A 16,028-nucleotide genomic window follows, 5' to 3' on the forward strand; every position below is an offset into this window, starting at 1 on the left:
TGGTGGTGGAGTGAAAGGATGAATAAAGCGTTAACAAACCTGAACAATGGGCAAAAAAAACCCCCACATCATGTGGGGGAAGACAGGGATGGTGTCTATGGCAAGGAAAACAGGGTTTACTGGTTACTACGGGTACTGCTATTGCTACTGAAAAGCGTCATATCTGAGCTTCGCTGCATCCGTGCAACCTCACGCAACTGGTTCATACGTTGCTGATGTTTGGTATTCAAAACCGCTTGCTGCTCGGGCGTTAGCAGGTGGAACATCTGGTTGCGAACCTTCGCCATCTCTACCTGGCGGGCAACCTGTTCCTGCGCCATTTTTTCGGCCTGAGCGCGTACAGCGCTTTCGTCAAAATTTTCTGCGGTGACAAGGCGATGCATTGTCTCCATTTCGCTAACATTAACAGGGGGCTGGTCGTGTCTTGCCCTCTGCATCAGATCTCGCATCTGTTGACGCTGATGTTCGGTTAAACTTATGCCGTCAAACATATGGCTTTGGCTGCTGTGCTGCGTTGCGCCCTCTGCTGAGGAACCGTTATCGCTGATGATAGCTACAGCAGCCTGGCTAAACGCACTGAAGGCCAGCGTTGAGGCCATGACGGCAGCGGTAACTTTGCGCATCACTTGCTCCCAAAATCTTTCGTGTCGCGATTCAACGAGAGACAGTCTACGATTCAGGCTGCAAACATGCGTCAGGGGGTGTAAAACAACGTAAAGTCATGGATTAGATAGCCTTGATGTCGTAATTTCTGCCTCGGAGGTATTTAAACAATGAATAAAATCCTGTTAGTTGATGATGACCGAGAGCTCACATCTCTTTTAAAGGAGTTGCTCGACATGGAAGGTTTCAACGTCCTGGTTGCCCATGATGGGGAACAGGCGCTGAGTCTCCTTGACGACAGCATCGATTTACTTTTGCTCGACGTCATGATGCCGAAGAAAAACGGTATTGATACGTTGAAAGAGCTTCGCCAGACACACCAGACCCCCGTCATTATGCTGACCGCACGCGGCAGCGAGCTTGACCGCGTACTCGGCCTTGAGCTGGGTGCGGATGACTATTTACCTAAGCCGTTCAACGACCGTGAACTGGTGGCCCGTATTCGCGCGATCCTGCGCCGCTCTCACTGGAGCGAGCAGCAGCAGAATACCGACAACAGCTCACCTACGCTGGAAGTGGACTCCCTGAGCCTGAACCCGGGCCGCCAGGAAGCGAGCTTCGACGGTGAAACGCTGGAGCTAACCGGCACCGAGTTCACCCTGCTGTATCTGCTGGCGCAGCATCTCGGCCAGGTAGTGTCGCGTGAACACTTAAGCCAGGAAGTGCTCGGCAAACGCCTCACCCCGTTTGACCGCGCCATCGACATGCATATCTCGAACCTGCGCCGTAAGTTACCGGAGCGTAAAGACGGTCACCCCTGGTTTAAAACCCTGCGTGGTCGCGGTTATCTGATGGTTTCCGCTTCATGATAGGCAGCTTAACCGCCCGCATCTTCGCCATCTTCTGGCTGACGCTGGCACTGGTTTTAATGCTCGTTTTGATGTTGCCAAAACTCGACTCACGCCAGATGACGGAGCTGCTCGACAGCGAGCAACGTCAGGGCGTGATGATCGAGCAGCACGTGGAAGCGGAGCTGGCAAACGATCCGCCGAACGATTTAATGTGGTGGCGCAGGCTGTTTCGCGCTATCGACAAGTGGGCGCCCCCCGGACAACGTCTTTTACTGGTCACCAGTGAAGGCCGCGTGATTGGGGCCGATCGCAATGAAATGCAGATTATCCGCAACTTTATTGGCCAGGCGGATAACGCCGATCACCCACAGAAAAAGAAATATGGTCGGGTAGAGATGGTCGGTCCTTTCTCGGTGCGGGATGGGGAAGACAATTACCAGCTCTATCTGATTCGCCCTGCGAGCAGTTCCCAGTCCGACTTCATCAACCTGCTGTTTGACCGTCCGCTTTTGCTGTTGATTGTCACGATGCTGGTCAGTTCCCCGCTGCTGTTATGGCTGGCGTGGAGCCTGGCGAAACCGGCGCGTAAGCTGAAAAATGCGGCGGACGAAGTGGCGCAGGGCAACCTGAGGCAGCATCCGGAGCTGGAATCCGGGCCGCAGGAGTTCCTGGCCGCAGGAACCAGCTTTAACCAGATGGTCAGCGCGCTTGATCGGATGATGACGGCCCAGCAACGTCTGCTGTCGGATATCTCCCACGAACTGCGGACGCCGCTCACGCGCTTACAGCTGGGTACCGCCCTGCTGCGCCGCCGCAGCGGTGAGAGCAAAGAGCTGGAGCGTATTGAGACGGAAGCGCATCGCCTGGACAGCATGATCAACGATCTGCTGGTGATGTCGCGCAATCAGCAGAAAAACGCGCTGGTGAGCGAAACGGTGAAAGCCAATCACCTGTGGCATGAGGTGCTGGACAACGCGGCGTTCGAAGCGGAGCAGATGGGCAAATCGTTCACCGTCAACTTCCCGCCGGGCCCGTGGCCGCTCTACGGTAACCCCAACACGCTGGAAAGCGCGCTGGAGAATATCGTGCGTAACGCCCTGCGCTATTCGCACACGAAGATTGAAGTGGCGTTTTCGGTGGATAAAGACGGGATTACGGTCATTGTCGATGACGATGGTCCTGGCGTCAGCCCGGAAGATCGCGAGCAGATTTTCCGTCCGTTCTACCGTACCGACGAGGCGCGCGACCGCGAGTCCGGCGGTACGGGGCTGGGTCTGGCGATTGTTGAAACCGCCATGCAGCAGCACCGTGGCTGGGTGAAAGCCGATGACAGCCCGCTGGGCGGGCTGAGGTTAACGCTGTGGCTGCCGCTGTATAAGCGTTCGTAACCGTATGTGCCGGGTGGCGGCTTCGCCTTACCCGGCCTACTTTCTGCGGGAACTATTTCCCCCACAATCTCCGCGAACTGCTCTCGATCTTGCCGCTTATCCGCCGCTTCTGCATCGTTCTGGTCCAGCTAGTGGATAATCCCGCCGCTGACAGCAGGCGGTGATACTGCTCGTCATCAAACGGCATATGCCAGGCAATTGCGCAGGCCTCGTATACCGACACCTCACTCAGGCGCGAAGCCAGCTCAAGCGGCGCATCCGCCGAAACCTGTCCCGCCTGCACCACGCGATACAGCCAGCCGGTTTTACCCGCGCTTTGCAGCTGGGCCGACATATCCTGAATGCCGAAATGGTAGTTAAGCTTAAAGCACGGTGAGCGCGGCTGGGTGACCTGAATCAAAGCATCGCCCCAGCGGTAAATATCGCCGATAAAGACGTTCTTCTCCGTTAGCCCCTCCGTTGAGAGATTTTCGCCAAACGCGGGGGCGACGAAGAGGTCCGCCTGTTCAGGAAATTCGGCTTTCCAGTGCGGATAGTGCTCGCGCGGATAGTGGCACAGCGCGCGATCGGGCCCGCCGTGGATTTTCTTTTCAGCCTGCTGGTCACCCGCAAGCCCGAGATCGGTCAACGTCAGCTCACCGTCGACCTGCACTTTGGCGATGGCGCTCGGGCGGCTGCCTTCGTACTCCCTTACCTTGCCTGTAAACACATTCACCGGGTAATGCATCTCCACTCCTTCAGATACAAAAAAAGCGAGTCATCAGACTCGCTTCTCACAGGCGTCAATGCAACCTTATTTTTTAGCGGCGAAACGCGCTGCTGCTTCGTCCCAGTTCACTACATCCCAGAAGGCTTTGATGTAGTCAGGGCGACGGTTCTGGAACTTCAGGTAGTAAGCGTGTTCCCACACGTCCAGACCCAGAATTGGGAAGCCGGATGCGCCAGAGATAGCTTCACCCATCAGCGGGGAGTCCTGGTTAGCGGTAGAAACGACCGCCAGTTTGTCACCTTTCAGGACCAGCCACGCCCAGCCAGAGCCGAAACGGGTTGCAGCGGCTTTTTCGAATTCCGCTTTGAAGTTGTCAACGGAACCGAAGTCACGCTCGATAGCCGCTTTCAGGTCGCCCTGAAGGGTGGTGCCGGTTTTCAGGCCTTTCCAGAACAGGCTGTGGTTAGCGTGACCGCCCGCGTTGTTGCGCAGCACGGTTTTCTTGTCTGCTGGCAGCTGGTCCAGTTTGGTGATCAGCTCTTCAACAGGCAGATTAGCGAACTCTGGCAGGCTTTCCAGCGCAGCATTCGCGTTGTTCACATAGGTCTGGTGGTGTTTAGTGTGATGGATTTCCATCGTCTGCTTGTCGAAATGCGGTTCCAGTGCGTCGTAGGCATACGGCAGGGATGGCAGTGTATAACTCATAATCCTCTCCATTATTGTCGGGCGGCACAGCTGTTAATGCCGCGTAAGCAGTTGGTTCATTATAGTTAATTAAATGATATTGAAAATGATTATCAATGCCGTAGTTTTTATAAGGTTATTCGATTTTTGATAAATGGCAAAATTGTGAGTCTGCTCACGTGCTTAACGTGCTGATTGCCATCCTGAACAAAAGTGCGGCAACCTTCTGAAGGTTACCAAACCGCCTCATTTTTACACTCATCAAGTCGGCGGGAAGCCTCCGGCTATAAAAACGATGAGGATGTAAAAATGAATCATGCGATTACGATGGGTATCTTCTGGCATTTGATAGGCGCGGCCAGTGCAGCCTGTTTCTATGCCCCGTTTAAAAAGGTGAAAGGCTGGTCATGGGAAACCATGTGGTCCGTTGGCGGTACCGTGTCCTGGCTGATTTTGCCGTGGACAATCAGCGCCATGCTGCTGCCCGATTTCTGGGGCTACTTCTCCTCCTTCAACGCCTCCACCCTGCTGCCGGTATTCCTGTTCGGCGCGATGTGGGGCATCGGTAATATCAACTACGGCCTCACCATGCGCTACCTCGGCATGTCGATGGGGATTGGCATCGCGATTGGCATTACGCTGATTGTTGGCACCCTGATGACGCCAATCCTCAACGGCCACTTCGACGTGCTGATCAACACCCAGGGCGGGCGAATGACGCTGCTGGGCGTGCTGGTGGCGGTGATCGGCGTGGGCATCGTCACCCGCGCAGGCCAGCTGAAAGAACGCAAGATGGGCATCAAAGCCGAAGAGTTCAACCTGAAGAAAGGGCTGCTGCTGGCGGTGATGTGCGGCGTCTTTTCGGCGGGCATGTCGTTCGCCATGAACGCCGCCAAACCAATGCACGACGCCGCTGCGGCGCTGGGCGTCGATCCGCTGTACGCTGCCCTGCCAAGCTATGTGGTGATCATGGGCGGCGGCGCGCTGGTAAACCTCGGCTTCTGCTTCATTCGTCTGGCAAAAGTGAAAAACCTGTCGGTAAAAGCCGACTTCTCGCTGGCAAAACCGCTGATCGTCACCAACGTCCTGCTCTCCGCCCTCGGCGGCCTGATGTGGTATCTGCAATTCTTCTTCTACGCCTGGGGTCACGCCAGTATTCCGGCGCAGTATGACTACATGAGCTGGATGCTGCACATGAGCTTCTACGTGCTGTGCGGCGGGCTGGTTGGGCTGGTGCTGAAAGAGTGGAACAATGCCGGGCGTCGTCCGGTTGGCGTGCTGAGCCTGGGCTGCGTGGTGATTATCATTGCGGCCAATATCGTCGGCCTCGGCATGGCGAACTGATTACGCTGCCTTTCGACTGCGATGACGCCACTGAACCGGCGTCATCCCCACCTCACGGTTAAACACCACCGAAAAGTAGTTACTGTCCTCAAAGCCGCAGCGCATCGCCACTTCACTCACCATCAGCTCCGTATGCTGTAACAGGTACTGGGCGTGGCAGATGCGCAACTGGCGCAGATAGTGGTTGACCGTCATCCCCGTCTGGGTGCGGAACTGCTGGCGCAGCGCGCGCTCGCTACACTGCTCCTGCTCGCAGAATTTTTCCAGCACGAAACTCTTGTTCAGACTGCCCGCAAGCCGGGTGATGAGCTTATCCAGCAGCGCTTCCTGCGTGGTGGCGGAGGGATTATCCGTGGCGTAACGATAGCGCTTCAGGGTCATCACCAGCTGGGCGAAAAGCAGCTCCGACATCTGGTTTGCCACCGGATCGCTCTTCTGGCTCTCCTGCTCCAGCTGGGAAATCGTCTGGCGCACCTGCGCCATGCCGTTGCTGCTTAAGCGCCAGTGCGGTTCGCCTCTGGCATCATGAAAACCGGGGATATTGCCCGCCCAGTCGACATTCAGTTTAAGCCTGTCGGGGCAGTAGATGACGTTCTGCAACACCAGATCGTTAACCGAGGCGTAGGAGTGTTTATCTTCAGCGCGAATGTAAAACAGGTCTCCGCGCGTGATGCGGTAGGGACGGTCGTTGAGGACGTGCAGGCCGTTGCCCCGCCACACCAGCACCAGCTCGCAAAACTCGTGGGTGTGCTCGGCAAAGACGTTTTGCGGGTAGCGGTCGGCCACCGCGACGGCCTGACTCGCGGAGGCAAAAAAATCATCTTTGCGAAGAATGAGCTGAGCAGCCACACCACAACCTCTACGGCCAATAACCGGACATTATTAGCCTTTTTACAGCAAAAAAACGGTGACTGCCCTCGCGTTACTGAAGCAACGCGTCTTTCCCCTGACGAATATCGCGCGGCGACCAGTTAAATTCCCGGCGAAACAGCGTCGAAAAGTGGTTACTGTCGCCGAAACCGCAGCGATAGGCGATATCGGTGACGCTTTCGTCGGTATGACGTAAAAGGTGACGCGCTTTGATCAGGCGCAGACGGTTCAGGTAGCGCTGCGGCGTCAGCCCGGTATGCTGCTTGAGCTGACGATGCAGCGTGCGCAGCGAGAGCGAAAAGTCATCCGCCAGCGTTTCCCAGCAGACATCTTCGGCAAAATGATCTTCCAGCCAGGCCATCAGCTGATTCAGGCGCGCGTCGTTATTTTCCAGCCCTTCCACCAGGCTGCTGCGCCGCAGCAGCACCAGCAGTTGCATAAACAGCAGCTCGCGGGTGGCAATGGCGTGCGTCTCCTGTCCATCCTCGCTCTGCTCCATCTGGCTCACCAGCTGACGCACCTGCTGCAACGTGGACTGATTCACCCGCCAGTGCGAGGGGTAGTGGCCGTCCTTCTCCTGCGGCAACAGCTGATTCAGCCCGGAAAGAAACTGGAACGCATCCGGAGAACGGTAGAGCACATTGGTCAGGCACAGGTTGTCGGTATGTTCATACAGGTGCCTGTCGTGATCGCGCACGAAGCACACCGTACCGCCGCTGATGGTATACGGCTGACCGTTGAATACGTGAATGCCCGTTCCGTGCTCAACAATCACAATTTCATGAAAATCATGATGATGCTCCGGGAACGCAGCCTGAGGCAGCCGTGGCTCAATCGCGACCGGCGAAGCCCCCGAAGGAAAAAAATCGACGCTGTGCAGTACGGTCATAACGGCCCCCACCAATGAGAAAAGTTCTCAAAATAGTAATTAAGGCCTTCCACGCTCACCTTAAATTTTTGACAGCAAACCGCGCAAAAGCTGTCGGTTTTTCAAGAAACAGACGGAAAGATCAGGAAATGCGGTCAGCGTCACACTGCCTGCAAACCCCGCCATTACTGGAAACTGTGAACTCCCTCACGTTCACCTTTGCTTTCTTGCCAGCGCGAGATTTGGGCTGTCAGTGGCGAGAAGGTGGCTATTTCTTCCCTTTCTTACACTCCTCGCTAATGACTTAAGAAAGGACCCGACCATGACTTTTCGCCATTGTGTGGCTGTCGATTTAGGCGCATCCAGCGGCCGTGTAATGCTCGCCACCTGGGACTGCGACCTGCACACCCTTACGCTTCGCGAAATGCACCGTTTCGCCAATTGTCTGCAAAAACAGGACGGTTTTGTTACCTGGGATATCGACGCCCTGGAAGCAGAGATCCGCACCGGACTTCACAACGTCTGCAAAGACGGTATTCGCATCGACAGTATCGGCATTGATACCTGGGGTGTGGATTACGTGCTGCTGGACAGTCACGGCGAACGCGTCGGCCTGCCGGTCTCCTATCGCGACAGCCGCACCGATGGGCTGATGGCGCACGCCATCGCGCAGCTTGGCAAGGAGAACATCTATGGTCGCAGCGGCATTCAGTTTCTGCCGTTTAACACGCTGTATCAGCTGCGCGCGCTGGTGGAGCAACAGCCAGAGCTGGTCGAAAAGGTGGCGCATGCGCTGCTGATCCCGGACTACTTAAGCTACCGTCTGACCGGCAACATGAACTGGGAATATACCAACGCCACCACCACGCAGCTGGTCAACATCAACACCGATAACTGGGATGAACACCTGCTGGCCTGGACGGGCGCCTCGCCGTCCTGGTTTGGCGCGCCAACCCATCCGGGCAATGTGATTGGTCACTGGCTTTGCCCGCAGGGGAATGAAATTCCTGTTGTCGCCGTCGCCAGTCACGACACCGCAAGCGCGGTCATTGCCTCGCCGCTCGCCAGCAAAGACGCGGCCTACCTCTCTTCGGGCACCTGGTCGCTGATGGGCTTTGAGAGCAAAACCCCGTACATCAGCGATGCTGCGCTGGCGGCGAACATCACTAACGAAGGTGGCGCGGAAGGGCGCTACCGGGTGCTGAAGAACATCATGGGCCTGTGGCTGCTCCAGCGGGTGCTGAAAGAGCAGAACATCACCGACCTGCCCGCGCTTATCGCGGAAACCGAAACGCTGAAAGCCTGCACCTTCCTGATTAATCCGAACGACGACCGCTTTATCAATCCGGTGCACATGAGCGCCGAAATCCAGGCCGCCTGTTTTGAAGCGGGGCAGCCGGTACCTTCCCGCCCCGCCGAGCTGGCGCGCTGCATTTTTGACAGTCTCGCCCTGCTCTATGCCGACATCCTGAGCGAGCTGGCTGACCTTCGCGGCAAACCGTTCACGCAGCTGCATATCGTGGGCGGCGGCTGCCAGAACCAGCTGCTGAACCAGCTCTGCGCGGATGCCTGCGGCATTACCGTGGTGGCAGGTCCGATTGAAGCCTCCACGCTCGGCAATATCGGCATTCAGCTGATGACCCTGGACGAACTGTCCAACGTTGACGATTTCCGTTCGGTGGTGACGGCGAATAACAGCCTGACCACCTTCACCCCCCATCCCTGCCATGAAATTGCCCGCTACCGGGCGCAGTTTCAGCAAAAACGACTGACTAAGGAGCTTTGCGCATGACCACTCAACTTGAACAAGCCTGGGACCTGGCTAAACAGCGTTTCGCCGCCGTCGGCGTGGATGTCGAAGAGGCGCTGCGCCAGCTCGACCGTCTGCCCGTCTCCATGCACTGCTGGCAGGGTGATGACGTCGCTGGCTTCGAGAACCCGGGCGGTTCCCTGACGGGGGGTATTCAGGCCACGGGTAACTATCCGGGCAAAGCGCGCAACGCCACCGAACTGCGTGCGGATCTGGAGCTGGCGCTGAGCCTGATCCCCGGGCCAAAGCGCCTGAATCTGCACGCCATTTATCTCGAATCCGACGAGCCGGTGGCGCGTAACGAAATCAAACCGGAGCACTTTACGAACTGGGTGGCGTGGGCGAAAGCCAACAAGCTGGGTCTGGACTTTAACCCCTCCTGCTTCTCGCACCCGCTGAGCGCGGACGGCTTTACCCTTGCGCACGCCAACGACGAAATCCGCCAGTTCTGGATCGACCATGTCAAAGCCAGCCGCCGCGTTTCTGCGTATTTCGGCGAGCAGCTTGGCACGCCGTCGGTGATGAACATCTGGATCCCGGACGGCATGAAGGACATCACCGTCGACCGACTGGCCCCGCGTCAGCGCCTGCTGGCCGCGCTGGATGAAGCCATCAGCGAAAAGCTGGACCCGGCGCACCACATCGACGCCGTCGAGAGCAAGCTGTTCGGCATTGGCGCAGAGAGCTACACCGTGGGCTCAAACGAGTTCTACATGGGTTACGCCACCAGCCGCCAGACCGCGCTGTGCCTGGATGCAGGCCACTTCCACCCAACCGAGGTGATCTCCGACAAGATCTCCGCCGCCATGCTCTTCGTGCCGCGCCTGCTGCTGCACGTCAGCCGCCCGGTGCGCTGGGACAGCGACCATGTGGTGCTGCTGGATGACGAAACCCAGGCGATTGCCAGCGAAATCATCCGCCACGATCTGTTCGACCGCGTACACATTGGCCTCGACTTCTTCGACGCCTCCATCAACCGCATCGCGGCGTGGGTTATCGGCACCCGCAACATGAAGAAAGCCCTGCTGCGCGCGCTGCTGGAGCCTGTCGCCGCGCTGAAACAGCTGGAAGAAAACGGCGACTACACCGCGCGCCTGGCGCTGCTGGAAGAGCAGAAATCCCTGCCGTGGCAGGCGGTGTGGGAGATGTACTGCCAGCGTCACGATGCGCCTGCGGGCAGCCAGTGGCTGGACAACGTGCGGGCATATGAGAAAGACGTTCTTGCCGCTCGTCAGTAAAAAACATTGCCCGGCGGCGCGTTGCTTGCCGGGCCTACAGGTAAAAGTAGGCCGGGTAAGCGTAGCGCCACCCGGCATTTTCAAAGGAAACACAGTATGCAGACCATCACCACCTCCTGGTTCGTCCAGGGCATGATCAAAGCCACCTCCGACGCCTGGCTGAAGGGCTGGGACGAGCGCAACGGCGGCAACCTGACGCTACGCCTGGACGATGCGGATATCGAACCGTTCGCAGCCGATTTCCACCAGAAGCCGCGCTATATCGCCCTGAGCCAGCCGATGCCGCTGCTCGCCAACACGCCGTTTATCGTCACCGGTTCCGGGAAGTTCTTCCGCAACGTTCAGCTCGACCCGCAGGCCAACCTCGGCGTAGTGAAAGTGGATAGCGACGGCGCGGGCTACCACATTCTGTGGGGGCTGACGGACGAAGCAGTGCCAACCTCTGAGCTGCCGGCGCACTTCCTCTCCCACTGCGAGCGCATCAAGGCGACCAATGGCAAGGACCGCGTGATCATGCACTGCCACGCCACCAACCTGATCGCCCTGACCTACGTGCTGGAAAACAATTCTGATTTCTTCACCCGCAAACTGTGGGAAGGCAGCACCGAGTGTCTGGTGGTGTTCCCGGACGGCGTCGGCATTCTGCCGTGGATGGTGCCGGGCACCGACGAAATCGGCCAGGCAACCGCGACGGACATGCAGAAACATTCACTGGTGCTGTGGCCATTCCACGGCGTCTTCGGCAGCGGCCCGACGCTGGATGAAACCTTCGGCCTGATCGACACCGCCGAGAAATCCGCAGAGGTGCTGGTGAAGGTTTATTCCATGGGCGGCATGAAGCAGACCATCACCCGGGAAGAGCTGATCGCCCTGGGCAAACGCTTTGGCGTCACCCCCATGCAGTCGGCGTTAGATTTGTACCAATAACAACATCGCGCCCCGCTCATTGAGACGGGGCGAAAACCACCTGCAATCCCTACAACTAACTCAAGTCAGTGGAGTAAAAGCAATGAAAATAAAAGCAAGCTTGATCCTCACCGTTGCCGCTCTGGCGTTGTCCGGTTCCGCTTTAGCAGAAGTGAAAATCGCCCTGGTGGCGAAGTCCTTAGGGAATGGATTCTTCGAGGCAGCGAACGTCGGCGCGCAGGAGGCGGCCAAAGAGTTAGGCGATGTAAAAGTGATTTATACCGGCCCGACCACCACCACGGCGGAAGCGCAGATCGAGGTGCTGAACGGGCTGATCGCCCAGGGCGTGGATGCGATCGCGATTTCCGCGAACGATCCGGACGCCGTCGTGCCGGTGCTGAAAAAAGCGATGCAGCGCGGCATCAAGGTTGTGTCGTGGGATTCGGGCGTGGCGAAAGCCGGGCGTCAGATCCACCTCAACCCGTCCAATAACGCCCTGATTGGCGAAACTAACGTCAAGCTCGCCGCCGATGCCCTGAAAGCGCTGAACGTGGAGAAAGGCGATGTGGCGGTGCTGAGCGCCACGCCAACCTCCACCAACCAGAATACCTGGATTGCGGAGATGAAAAAGGTGCTGCCGAAGTACCCGTCCGTCAATCTGGTGACCGTGGCCTATGGGGACGATCTCTCTGACAAGAGCTACCGCGAAGCGGTCGGCCTGCTGAAAACCTACCCGGAGCTGAAAGTGATTGTTTCGCCGTCTTCCGTGGGCATTGTGGCTGCCGCGCAGGCGGTGAAGGACCAGGGCAAGATTGGCAAAGTGTACGTCACCGGTTTAGGCCTGCCGTCTGAGATGGCGGGCGCGGTGAAGTCCGGCGCAAGCAAGAGCTTTGCCATCTGGAACCCGATTGACCTGGGCTATGCCGCAACCTACCTGGCGGATGACCTGGTGAAAGGCAACGCCACGAAAGGCGAGGCCAGCATGGGCAAGCTGGGCAAAGTGAAGCTGGATGCCGACGGCAACGGCGCGATGGCCGAGCCGTTCGTTTACGATGCCAGCAATATTGATAAGTTCTCAAAAATCTTTTGATGCGATTTGTAGGCCGGATAAGCGTAGCGCCATCCGGCAAAAGGCGGGTGGCGCTGCCGCTTACCCGCCCTACAAATTCCCCTGTCCAGGAGAACTATCATGACCCCATTGCTACAGCTTTCTGGCATCACCAAGGTGTTCCCCGGCGTGCGTGCTCTTGAGAACGTGCAGCTTGCGCTGTGGCCCGGCAAAGTGACGGCGCTTATCGGCGAAAACGGCGCGGGCAAGTCGACGCTGGTCAAAGTGATGACCGGCATATACCAGCCCGACGAGGGCGAAATTCTCTACAAGGCGATCCCCGTTCACCTTCCGACGCCGGAGTCGGCGCATAAAATGGGCATCACCGCCATTCACCAGGAAACCGTCCTGTTCGATGAACTCTCGGTTACCGAAAATATCTTTGTCGGTCAGTACCTTCACAAAGGCTTCCTGAAAAAGCTCGACTGGCCGGAAATGCACCGCCGGGCGCAGTCTATTCTCGCCCGCCTTGAGGTGCAAATCGACTCGCGCGCAACGCTGAAAACCCTGAGCATCGCCCAGCGTCACATGGTGGCGATTGCCCGCGCGCTGTCGTTTGAGGCGCAGGTGGTGATCCTCGATGAACCCACGGCGGCGCTGTCACAGCATGAAATCCTCGAGTTTTACCAGATTGTGGAGCGCTTAAAGCAGGAGGGAAAAGCCATCCTGTTTATCTCCCACAAGTTCGACGAGATTTTTGAGCTGGCCGATCACTACACCATTTTGCGCGACGGCGTGTTCGTCGGTGCAGGGGCAATAAATGAGATCACCGAGGAGCGGATGGTGTCGATGATGGTCGGGCGCGCCATTACCCAAACCTTCCCGAAAATAGACTGCGAAAAAGGCGAGACGGTGCTGGAGGTGAAAAACCTCTGCCATCCAACCGAGTTTGCGCATATCTCGTTCTCCCTGCGTAAAGGGGAAATCCTCGGCTTTTACGGGCTGGTGGGTGCCGGGCGTACCGAGCTGATGCAGGCGCTTTCCGGCGTCACGCGACCGTCGTCCGGGGAAATTATCCTCAACGGACAGCACCGGCGCTTCCGCCAGCCTGCGGATGCGATCAAAGCCGGTATCGTCTGCGTGCCGGAAGAGCGGCAGAAGCAGGGTGCGATTATCGAACTGTCCATTGCCCAGAACATCAGCCTGCCTCAGCTCAGCAGGCTCAATCCGAACGGCGTACTGCACGACGACCGCGAATGGAAGCTGGCAGACGAATACGCCAGACGCCTGCAAGTGAAAGCCTTCAGCTGGAAGCAGGCGGTGGAGACCCTCTCTGGCGGCAACCAGCAAAAGGTGGTGATCGGCAAATGGCTGGCGACGCACCCTGACGTGATCATCCTCGATGAGCCAACAAAAGGCATCGATATCGGCTCAAAGGCAGCCGTGCATCAGTTTATGTCCGAGCTGGTCAGTCAGGGGCTGGCGGTGATTATGGTCTCGTCCGAACTGCCGGAAGTGATGGGCATGGCGGATCGCATTATCGTCATGCACGAGGGGCTGATGGTGGCCGAATACCAGGCGGGAGACGCGACGGCGGAAACCATCGTCAGCGCCGCCAGCGGTGCAAAACAGGAGGCGGCATAAATGCTTAGCTCACTCTTAAAACACCGCGAGGCGCTGCTTGGCGCGGTGATTGTCCTGATGGTCGTCGCCATTGGCAGCCGCGTGCCATCGTTTATCGCACCGGGAAACCTGGTGGAGATGTTTAACGACACCGCCATTCTGATCGTCCTCGCGCTCGGGCAGATGTTGGTGCTGCTCACTAAAGGCATCGACCTGTCGATGGCGGCTAATCTGGCCCTGACCGGGATGATTGTCGCCCTGATTAATTTCCAATACCCGGACGTGCCCGTCTGGGCGCTGCTGATCCTTGCCAGCGCGCTTGGGCTGCTGATGGGCGCAATAAACGGCCTGCTGGTGTGGAAACTGGGCATTCCGGCGATTGTGGTGACGCTCGGCACCATGAGCATCTACCGCGGAATGATCTTTTTGCTCTCCGGCGGCGGCTGGGTGAACTCCAACCAGATGGGTGCAAACTTCCTCGGCCTGCCGCGTGCGTCAGTGCTGGGCCTGCCGGTGCTGAGCTGGTGCGCCATCGCCGTACTGCTGCTGGTGGGCTACTTCCTGCGCTACAGTCGCACCGGACGGGCGCTCTACACCGCCGGCGGGAACGCCACGGCAGCGTACTACACCGGGATCAACGCCGGGAAAATGCAGTTCATCAGCTTCTGCCTTTCCGGTCTGCTGGCCGGGTTCTGCGGCTACCTGTGGATATCACGCTTTGCCGTTGCGTATGTTGACGTCGCTAACGGTTTTGAATTGCAGGTGGTGGCAGCCTGTGTGATTGGCGGGATCAGCACCATGGGCGGCACCGGCCGCGTGCTCGGCTGTCTGTTCGGGGCGCTGTTCCTTGGCGTCATCAACAACGCCCTGCCGGTGATCGGCGTCTCCCCGTTCTGGCAGATGGCGATTTCCGGCTCGGTCATTGTCATCGCTGTGCTGCTGAACGAGCGCGGCAACAGGCGCAAAGGCAGGCTGATCCTGCGCGACGCGGCGCTGGCACGTCAGAAACTGGCGGTGAAACCATGAGCAAAATGATGACATCTGAAGAGTTCAAACCCACTTCTGCGCCGGGCATCTTCCAGCGCCTGCTGTGCTGGGAGGGCTTCCTGCTGGCGGTGACGCTGGCGGTGTTTGTGGTGAACGCGCTCGCCTCGCCCTACTTCCTCAATATCTGGAACCTCTCCGACGCGACGTTCAACTTCACGGAAAAAGCGATCATTGTGTTGCCGATGGCGATGCTGATTATCGCCCGGGAAATTGACCTGTCTGTGGCCTCCACCATCGCGCTCAGCTCCACGGTGATGGGCTTTTGCGCGGCGGCGGGCGTCGATACGCCGCTGCTGGTGTGCGTGGGATTAGGCGTCGGGCTACTGTGCGGGCTGTTCAACGGCATTCTGGTGACGCGCTTTAACCTGTCGTCCATCGTCATCACCATCGGCACCATGAGCCTGTACCGCGGGATCACCTACATCCTGCTCGGGGACCAGGCGCTGAACAGCTACCCGGAGAGCTTCGCCTGGTTCGGCCAGGGCTACGTCTGGGGCGCGCTGTCGTTTGAGTTCGCGCTGTTTATCGTGCTGGCCGCTCTGTTTGCCTTTGTGCTGCACCGCACCAATTTTGGCCGCCGCACCTACGCCATCGGCAACAACCCGACCGGCGCGTGGTACTCCGGCATCAACGTGAAGCGCCACAACCTGATCCTGTTTGCGCTGGTAGGACTGATGTCCGGCCTGGCGTCGGTGCTGCTCACCTCGCGTCTGGGCAGTACCCGCCCGACCATCGCGATGGGCTGGGAGCTGGCGGTGGTGACGATGGCGGTGCTCGGCGGCGTCAATATTCTCGGTGGGTCCGGCAGCATGGTGGGCGTGATTATCGCCGCCTTCCTGATGGGGCTGGTGACCTTCGGCCTGAGCCTGCTCAACGTGCCCGGCATCGTGATGTCGGTGATTATCGGCGCGATGCTGATCGTGGTGATTTCGCTGCCGATTATTACCCGCCGGGTGATGCAGCGAAGACGGATCTCATAGCCGGGTGGCACTGCGTTTACCCGGCCTACTTAACCGTAGGCCCGCGCAAGCGCAGCGCC

The 16,028-nt window shown here is 58.2% G+C and carries 15 protein-coding genes; 10 read left to right on the forward strand and 5 right to left on the reverse strand.

The window, feature by feature from the left end; translation table 11 throughout:
• Positions 1 to 116: 116 nt before the first annotated feature.
• Entirely contained in the window at positions 117 to 623 is a 507-nt protein-coding gene (gene cpxP, locus LOC22_RS10205; RefSeq protein WP_003862006.1) for a cell-envelope stress modulator CpxP, read from the reverse strand.
• A 150-nt stretch (positions 624 to 773) separates the two neighbouring features.
• Here cpxP and cpxR point away from each other — a divergent pair, with 150 nt between their 5' ends.
• Both cpxR and cpxA read left to right on the forward strand, forming a co-directional pair.
• The gene (cpxR, locus tag LOC22_RS10210; protein WP_003862004.1) at positions 774 to 1,472 is read left to right on the forward strand and encodes an envelope stress response regulator transcription factor CpxR; all 699 of its coding nucleotides are present in this window, start codon (positions 774 to 776) and stop codon (positions 1,470 to 1,472) included.
• On the forward strand, positions 1,469 to 2,842 hold the full coding sequence (gene cpxA / locus LOC22_RS10215; protein ID WP_015569937.1) for an envelope stress sensor histidine kinase CpxA: 1,374 nt from the start codon (positions 1,469 to 1,471) through the stop codon (positions 2,840 to 2,842). Before cpxR ends, cpxA begins: the two co-directional genes overlap by 4 nt.
• 52 nt (positions 2,843 to 2,894) lie before the next feature.
• On the opposite strand, the gene yiiM is transcribed toward cpxA, so the two are convergent.
• Positions 2,895 to 3,569 (reverse strand): 6-hydroxyaminopurine reductase, encoded by a 675-nt coding sequence (gene yiiM / locus LOC22_RS10220; protein ID WP_230239518.1) that lies wholly within the window; start codon positions 3,567 to 3,569, stop codon positions 2,895 to 2,897.
• A 66-nt stretch (positions 3,570 to 3,635) separates the two neighbouring features.
• Complete coding sequence (gene sodA / locus LOC22_RS10225) at positions 3,636 to 4,256, reverse strand: superoxide dismutase [Mn] (protein ID WP_003861999.1); 621 nt, start codon at positions 4,254 to 4,256, stop codon at positions 3,636 to 3,638.
• Positions 4,257 to 4,544: 288 nt separating this feature from the next.
• On the opposite strand from sodA, the gene rhaT reads away from it, so the two are divergent.
• Positions 4,545 to 5,579: an L-rhamnose/proton symporter RhaT gene (gene rhaT / locus LOC22_RS10230; protein ID WP_017694058.1), complete on the forward strand. Its 1,035-nt coding sequence runs from the start codon at positions 4,545 to 4,547 to the stop codon at positions 5,577 to 5,579.
• On the opposite strand, the gene rhaR is transcribed toward rhaT, so the two are convergent.
• Complete coding sequence (rhaR, locus tag LOC22_RS10235) at positions 5,580 to 6,428, reverse strand: HTH-type transcriptional activator RhaR (RefSeq protein WP_230239519.1); 849 nt, start codon at positions 6,426 to 6,428, stop codon at positions 5,580 to 5,582. It lies immediately after the preceding gene.
• A gap of 73 nt (positions 6,429 to 6,501) precedes the next feature.
• On the reverse strand, positions 6,502 to 7,338 hold the full coding sequence (rhaS, locus tag LOC22_RS10240) for an HTH-type transcriptional activator RhaS (protein ID WP_015569934.1): 837 nt from the start codon (positions 7,336 to 7,338) through the stop codon (positions 6,502 to 6,504).
• A 301-nt stretch (positions 7,339 to 7,639) separates the two neighbouring features.
• Between rhaS (LOC22_RS10240) and rhaB the strand changes: the two genes are divergently transcribed.
• The 7 genes from rhaB to LOC22_RS10275 all read left to right on the forward strand — a co-directional run bounded on the left by rhaB (position 7,640) and on the right by LOC22_RS10275 (position 15,969).
• Positions 7,640 to 9,109, forward strand: coding sequence for a rhamnulokinase (rhaB, locus tag LOC22_RS10245; protein WP_047051662.1), 1,470 nt, complete (start codon positions 7,640 to 7,642; stop codon positions 9,107 to 9,109).
• Entirely contained in the window at positions 9,106 to 10,365 is a 1,260-nt protein-coding gene (gene rhaA, locus LOC22_RS10250; RefSeq protein ID WP_017382693.1) for an L-rhamnose isomerase, read from the forward strand. Before rhaB ends, rhaA begins: the two co-directional genes overlap by 4 nt.
• A gap of 96 nt (positions 10,366 to 10,461) precedes the next feature.
• Complete coding sequence (gene rhaD / locus LOC22_RS10255; RefSeq protein WP_015569930.1) at positions 10,462 to 11,292, forward strand: rhamnulose-1-phosphate aldolase; 831 nt, start codon at positions 10,462 to 10,464, stop codon at positions 11,290 to 11,292.
• An 82-nt stretch (positions 11,293 to 11,374) separates the two neighbouring features.
• Positions 11,375 to 12,361, forward strand: a complete 987-nt coding sequence (gene rhaS, locus LOC22_RS10260) for a rhamnose ABC transporter substrate-binding protein (protein WP_015569929.1) — start codon at positions 11,375 to 11,377, stop codon at positions 12,359 to 12,361.
• A gap of 99 nt (positions 12,362 to 12,460) precedes the next feature.
• Positions 12,461 to 13,963 carry a sugar ABC transporter ATP-binding protein gene (locus tag LOC22_RS10265; protein ID WP_063933767.1) on the forward strand — a complete coding sequence of 501 codons (1,503 nt, stop codon included), beginning with the start codon at positions 12,461 to 12,463 and terminating at the stop codon, positions 13,961 to 13,963.
• Positions 13,964 to 14,968, forward strand: a complete 1,005-nt coding sequence (locus LOC22_RS10270) for an ABC transporter permease (RefSeq protein WP_230239520.1) — start codon at positions 13,964 to 13,966, stop codon at positions 14,966 to 14,968.
• Positions 14,965 to 15,969 carry an ABC transporter permease gene (locus tag LOC22_RS10275; protein WP_015569926.1) on the forward strand — a complete coding sequence of 335 codons (1,005 nt, stop codon included), beginning with the start codon at positions 14,965 to 14,967 and terminating at the stop codon, positions 15,967 to 15,969. The genes LOC22_RS10270 and LOC22_RS10275 overlap by 4 nt, the downstream gene beginning before the upstream one ends.
• The last annotated feature ends 59 nt before the right edge of the window (positions 15,970 to 16,028 follow it).

It is taken from the genome of Enterobacter sp. AN-K1, assembly GCF_020971765.1.
Taxonomy (GTDB): Bacteria; Pseudomonadota; Gammaproteobacteria; order Enterobacterales; family Enterobacteriaceae; genus Enterobacter; species Enterobacter hormaechei_C.

What these genes read in the sequence shown, in the direction of transcription:
- LOC22_RS10275 (WP_015569926.1), top strand. Translation starts at nt 14,965, where the DNA reads ATGAGCAAAATGATGACATCTGAAGAGTTCAAACCCACTTCTGCGCCG.
- yiiM (WP_230239518.1), bottom strand. Translation starts at nt 3,569, where the DNA reads ATGCATTACCCGGTGAATGTGTTTACAGGCAAGGTAAGGGAGTACGAA.
- rhaS (WP_015569929.1), top strand. Translation starts at nt 11,375, where the DNA reads ATGAAAATAAAAGCAAGCTTGATCCTCACCGTTGCCGCTCTGGCGTTG.
- rhaT (WP_017694058.1), top strand. Translation starts at nt 4,545, where the DNA reads ATGAATCATGCGATTACGATGGGTATCTTCTGGCATTTGATAGGCGCG.
- cpxR (WP_003862004.1), top strand. Translation starts at nt 774, where the DNA reads ATGAATAAAATCCTGTTAGTTGATGATGACCGAGAGCTCACATCTCTT.
- sodA (WP_003861999.1), bottom strand. Translation starts at nt 4,256, where the DNA reads ATGAGTTATACACTGCCATCCCTGCCGTATGCCTACGACGCACTGGAA.
- rhaS (WP_015569934.1), bottom strand. Translation starts at nt 7,338, where the DNA reads ATGACCGTACTGCACAGCGTCGATTTTTTTCCTTCGGGGGCTTCGCCG.
- rhaA (WP_017382693.1), top strand. Translation starts at nt 9,106, where the DNA reads ATGACCACTCAACTTGAACAAGCCTGGGACCTGGCTAAACAGCGTTTC.
- rhaD (WP_015569930.1), top strand. Translation starts at nt 10,462, where the DNA reads ATGCAGACCATCACCACCTCCTGGTTCGTCCAGGGCATGATCAAAGCC.
- LOC22_RS10270 (WP_230239520.1), top strand. Translation starts at nt 13,964, where the DNA reads ATGCTTAGCTCACTCTTAAAACACCGCGAGGCGCTGCTTGGCGCGGTG.
- LOC22_RS10265 (WP_063933767.1), top strand. Translation starts at nt 12,461, where the DNA reads ATGACCCCATTGCTACAGCTTTCTGGCATCACCAAGGTGTTCCCCGGC.
- cpxA (WP_015569937.1), top strand. Translation starts at nt 1,469, where the DNA reads ATGATAGGCAGCTTAACCGCCCGCATCTTCGCCATCTTCTGGCTGACG.
- rhaB (WP_047051662.1), top strand. Translation starts at nt 7,640, where the DNA reads ATGACTTTTCGCCATTGTGTGGCTGTCGATTTAGGCGCATCCAGCGGC.
- cpxP (WP_003862006.1), bottom strand. Translation starts at nt 623, where the DNA reads ATGCGCAAAGTTACCGCTGCCGTCATGGCCTCAACGCTGGCCTTCAGT.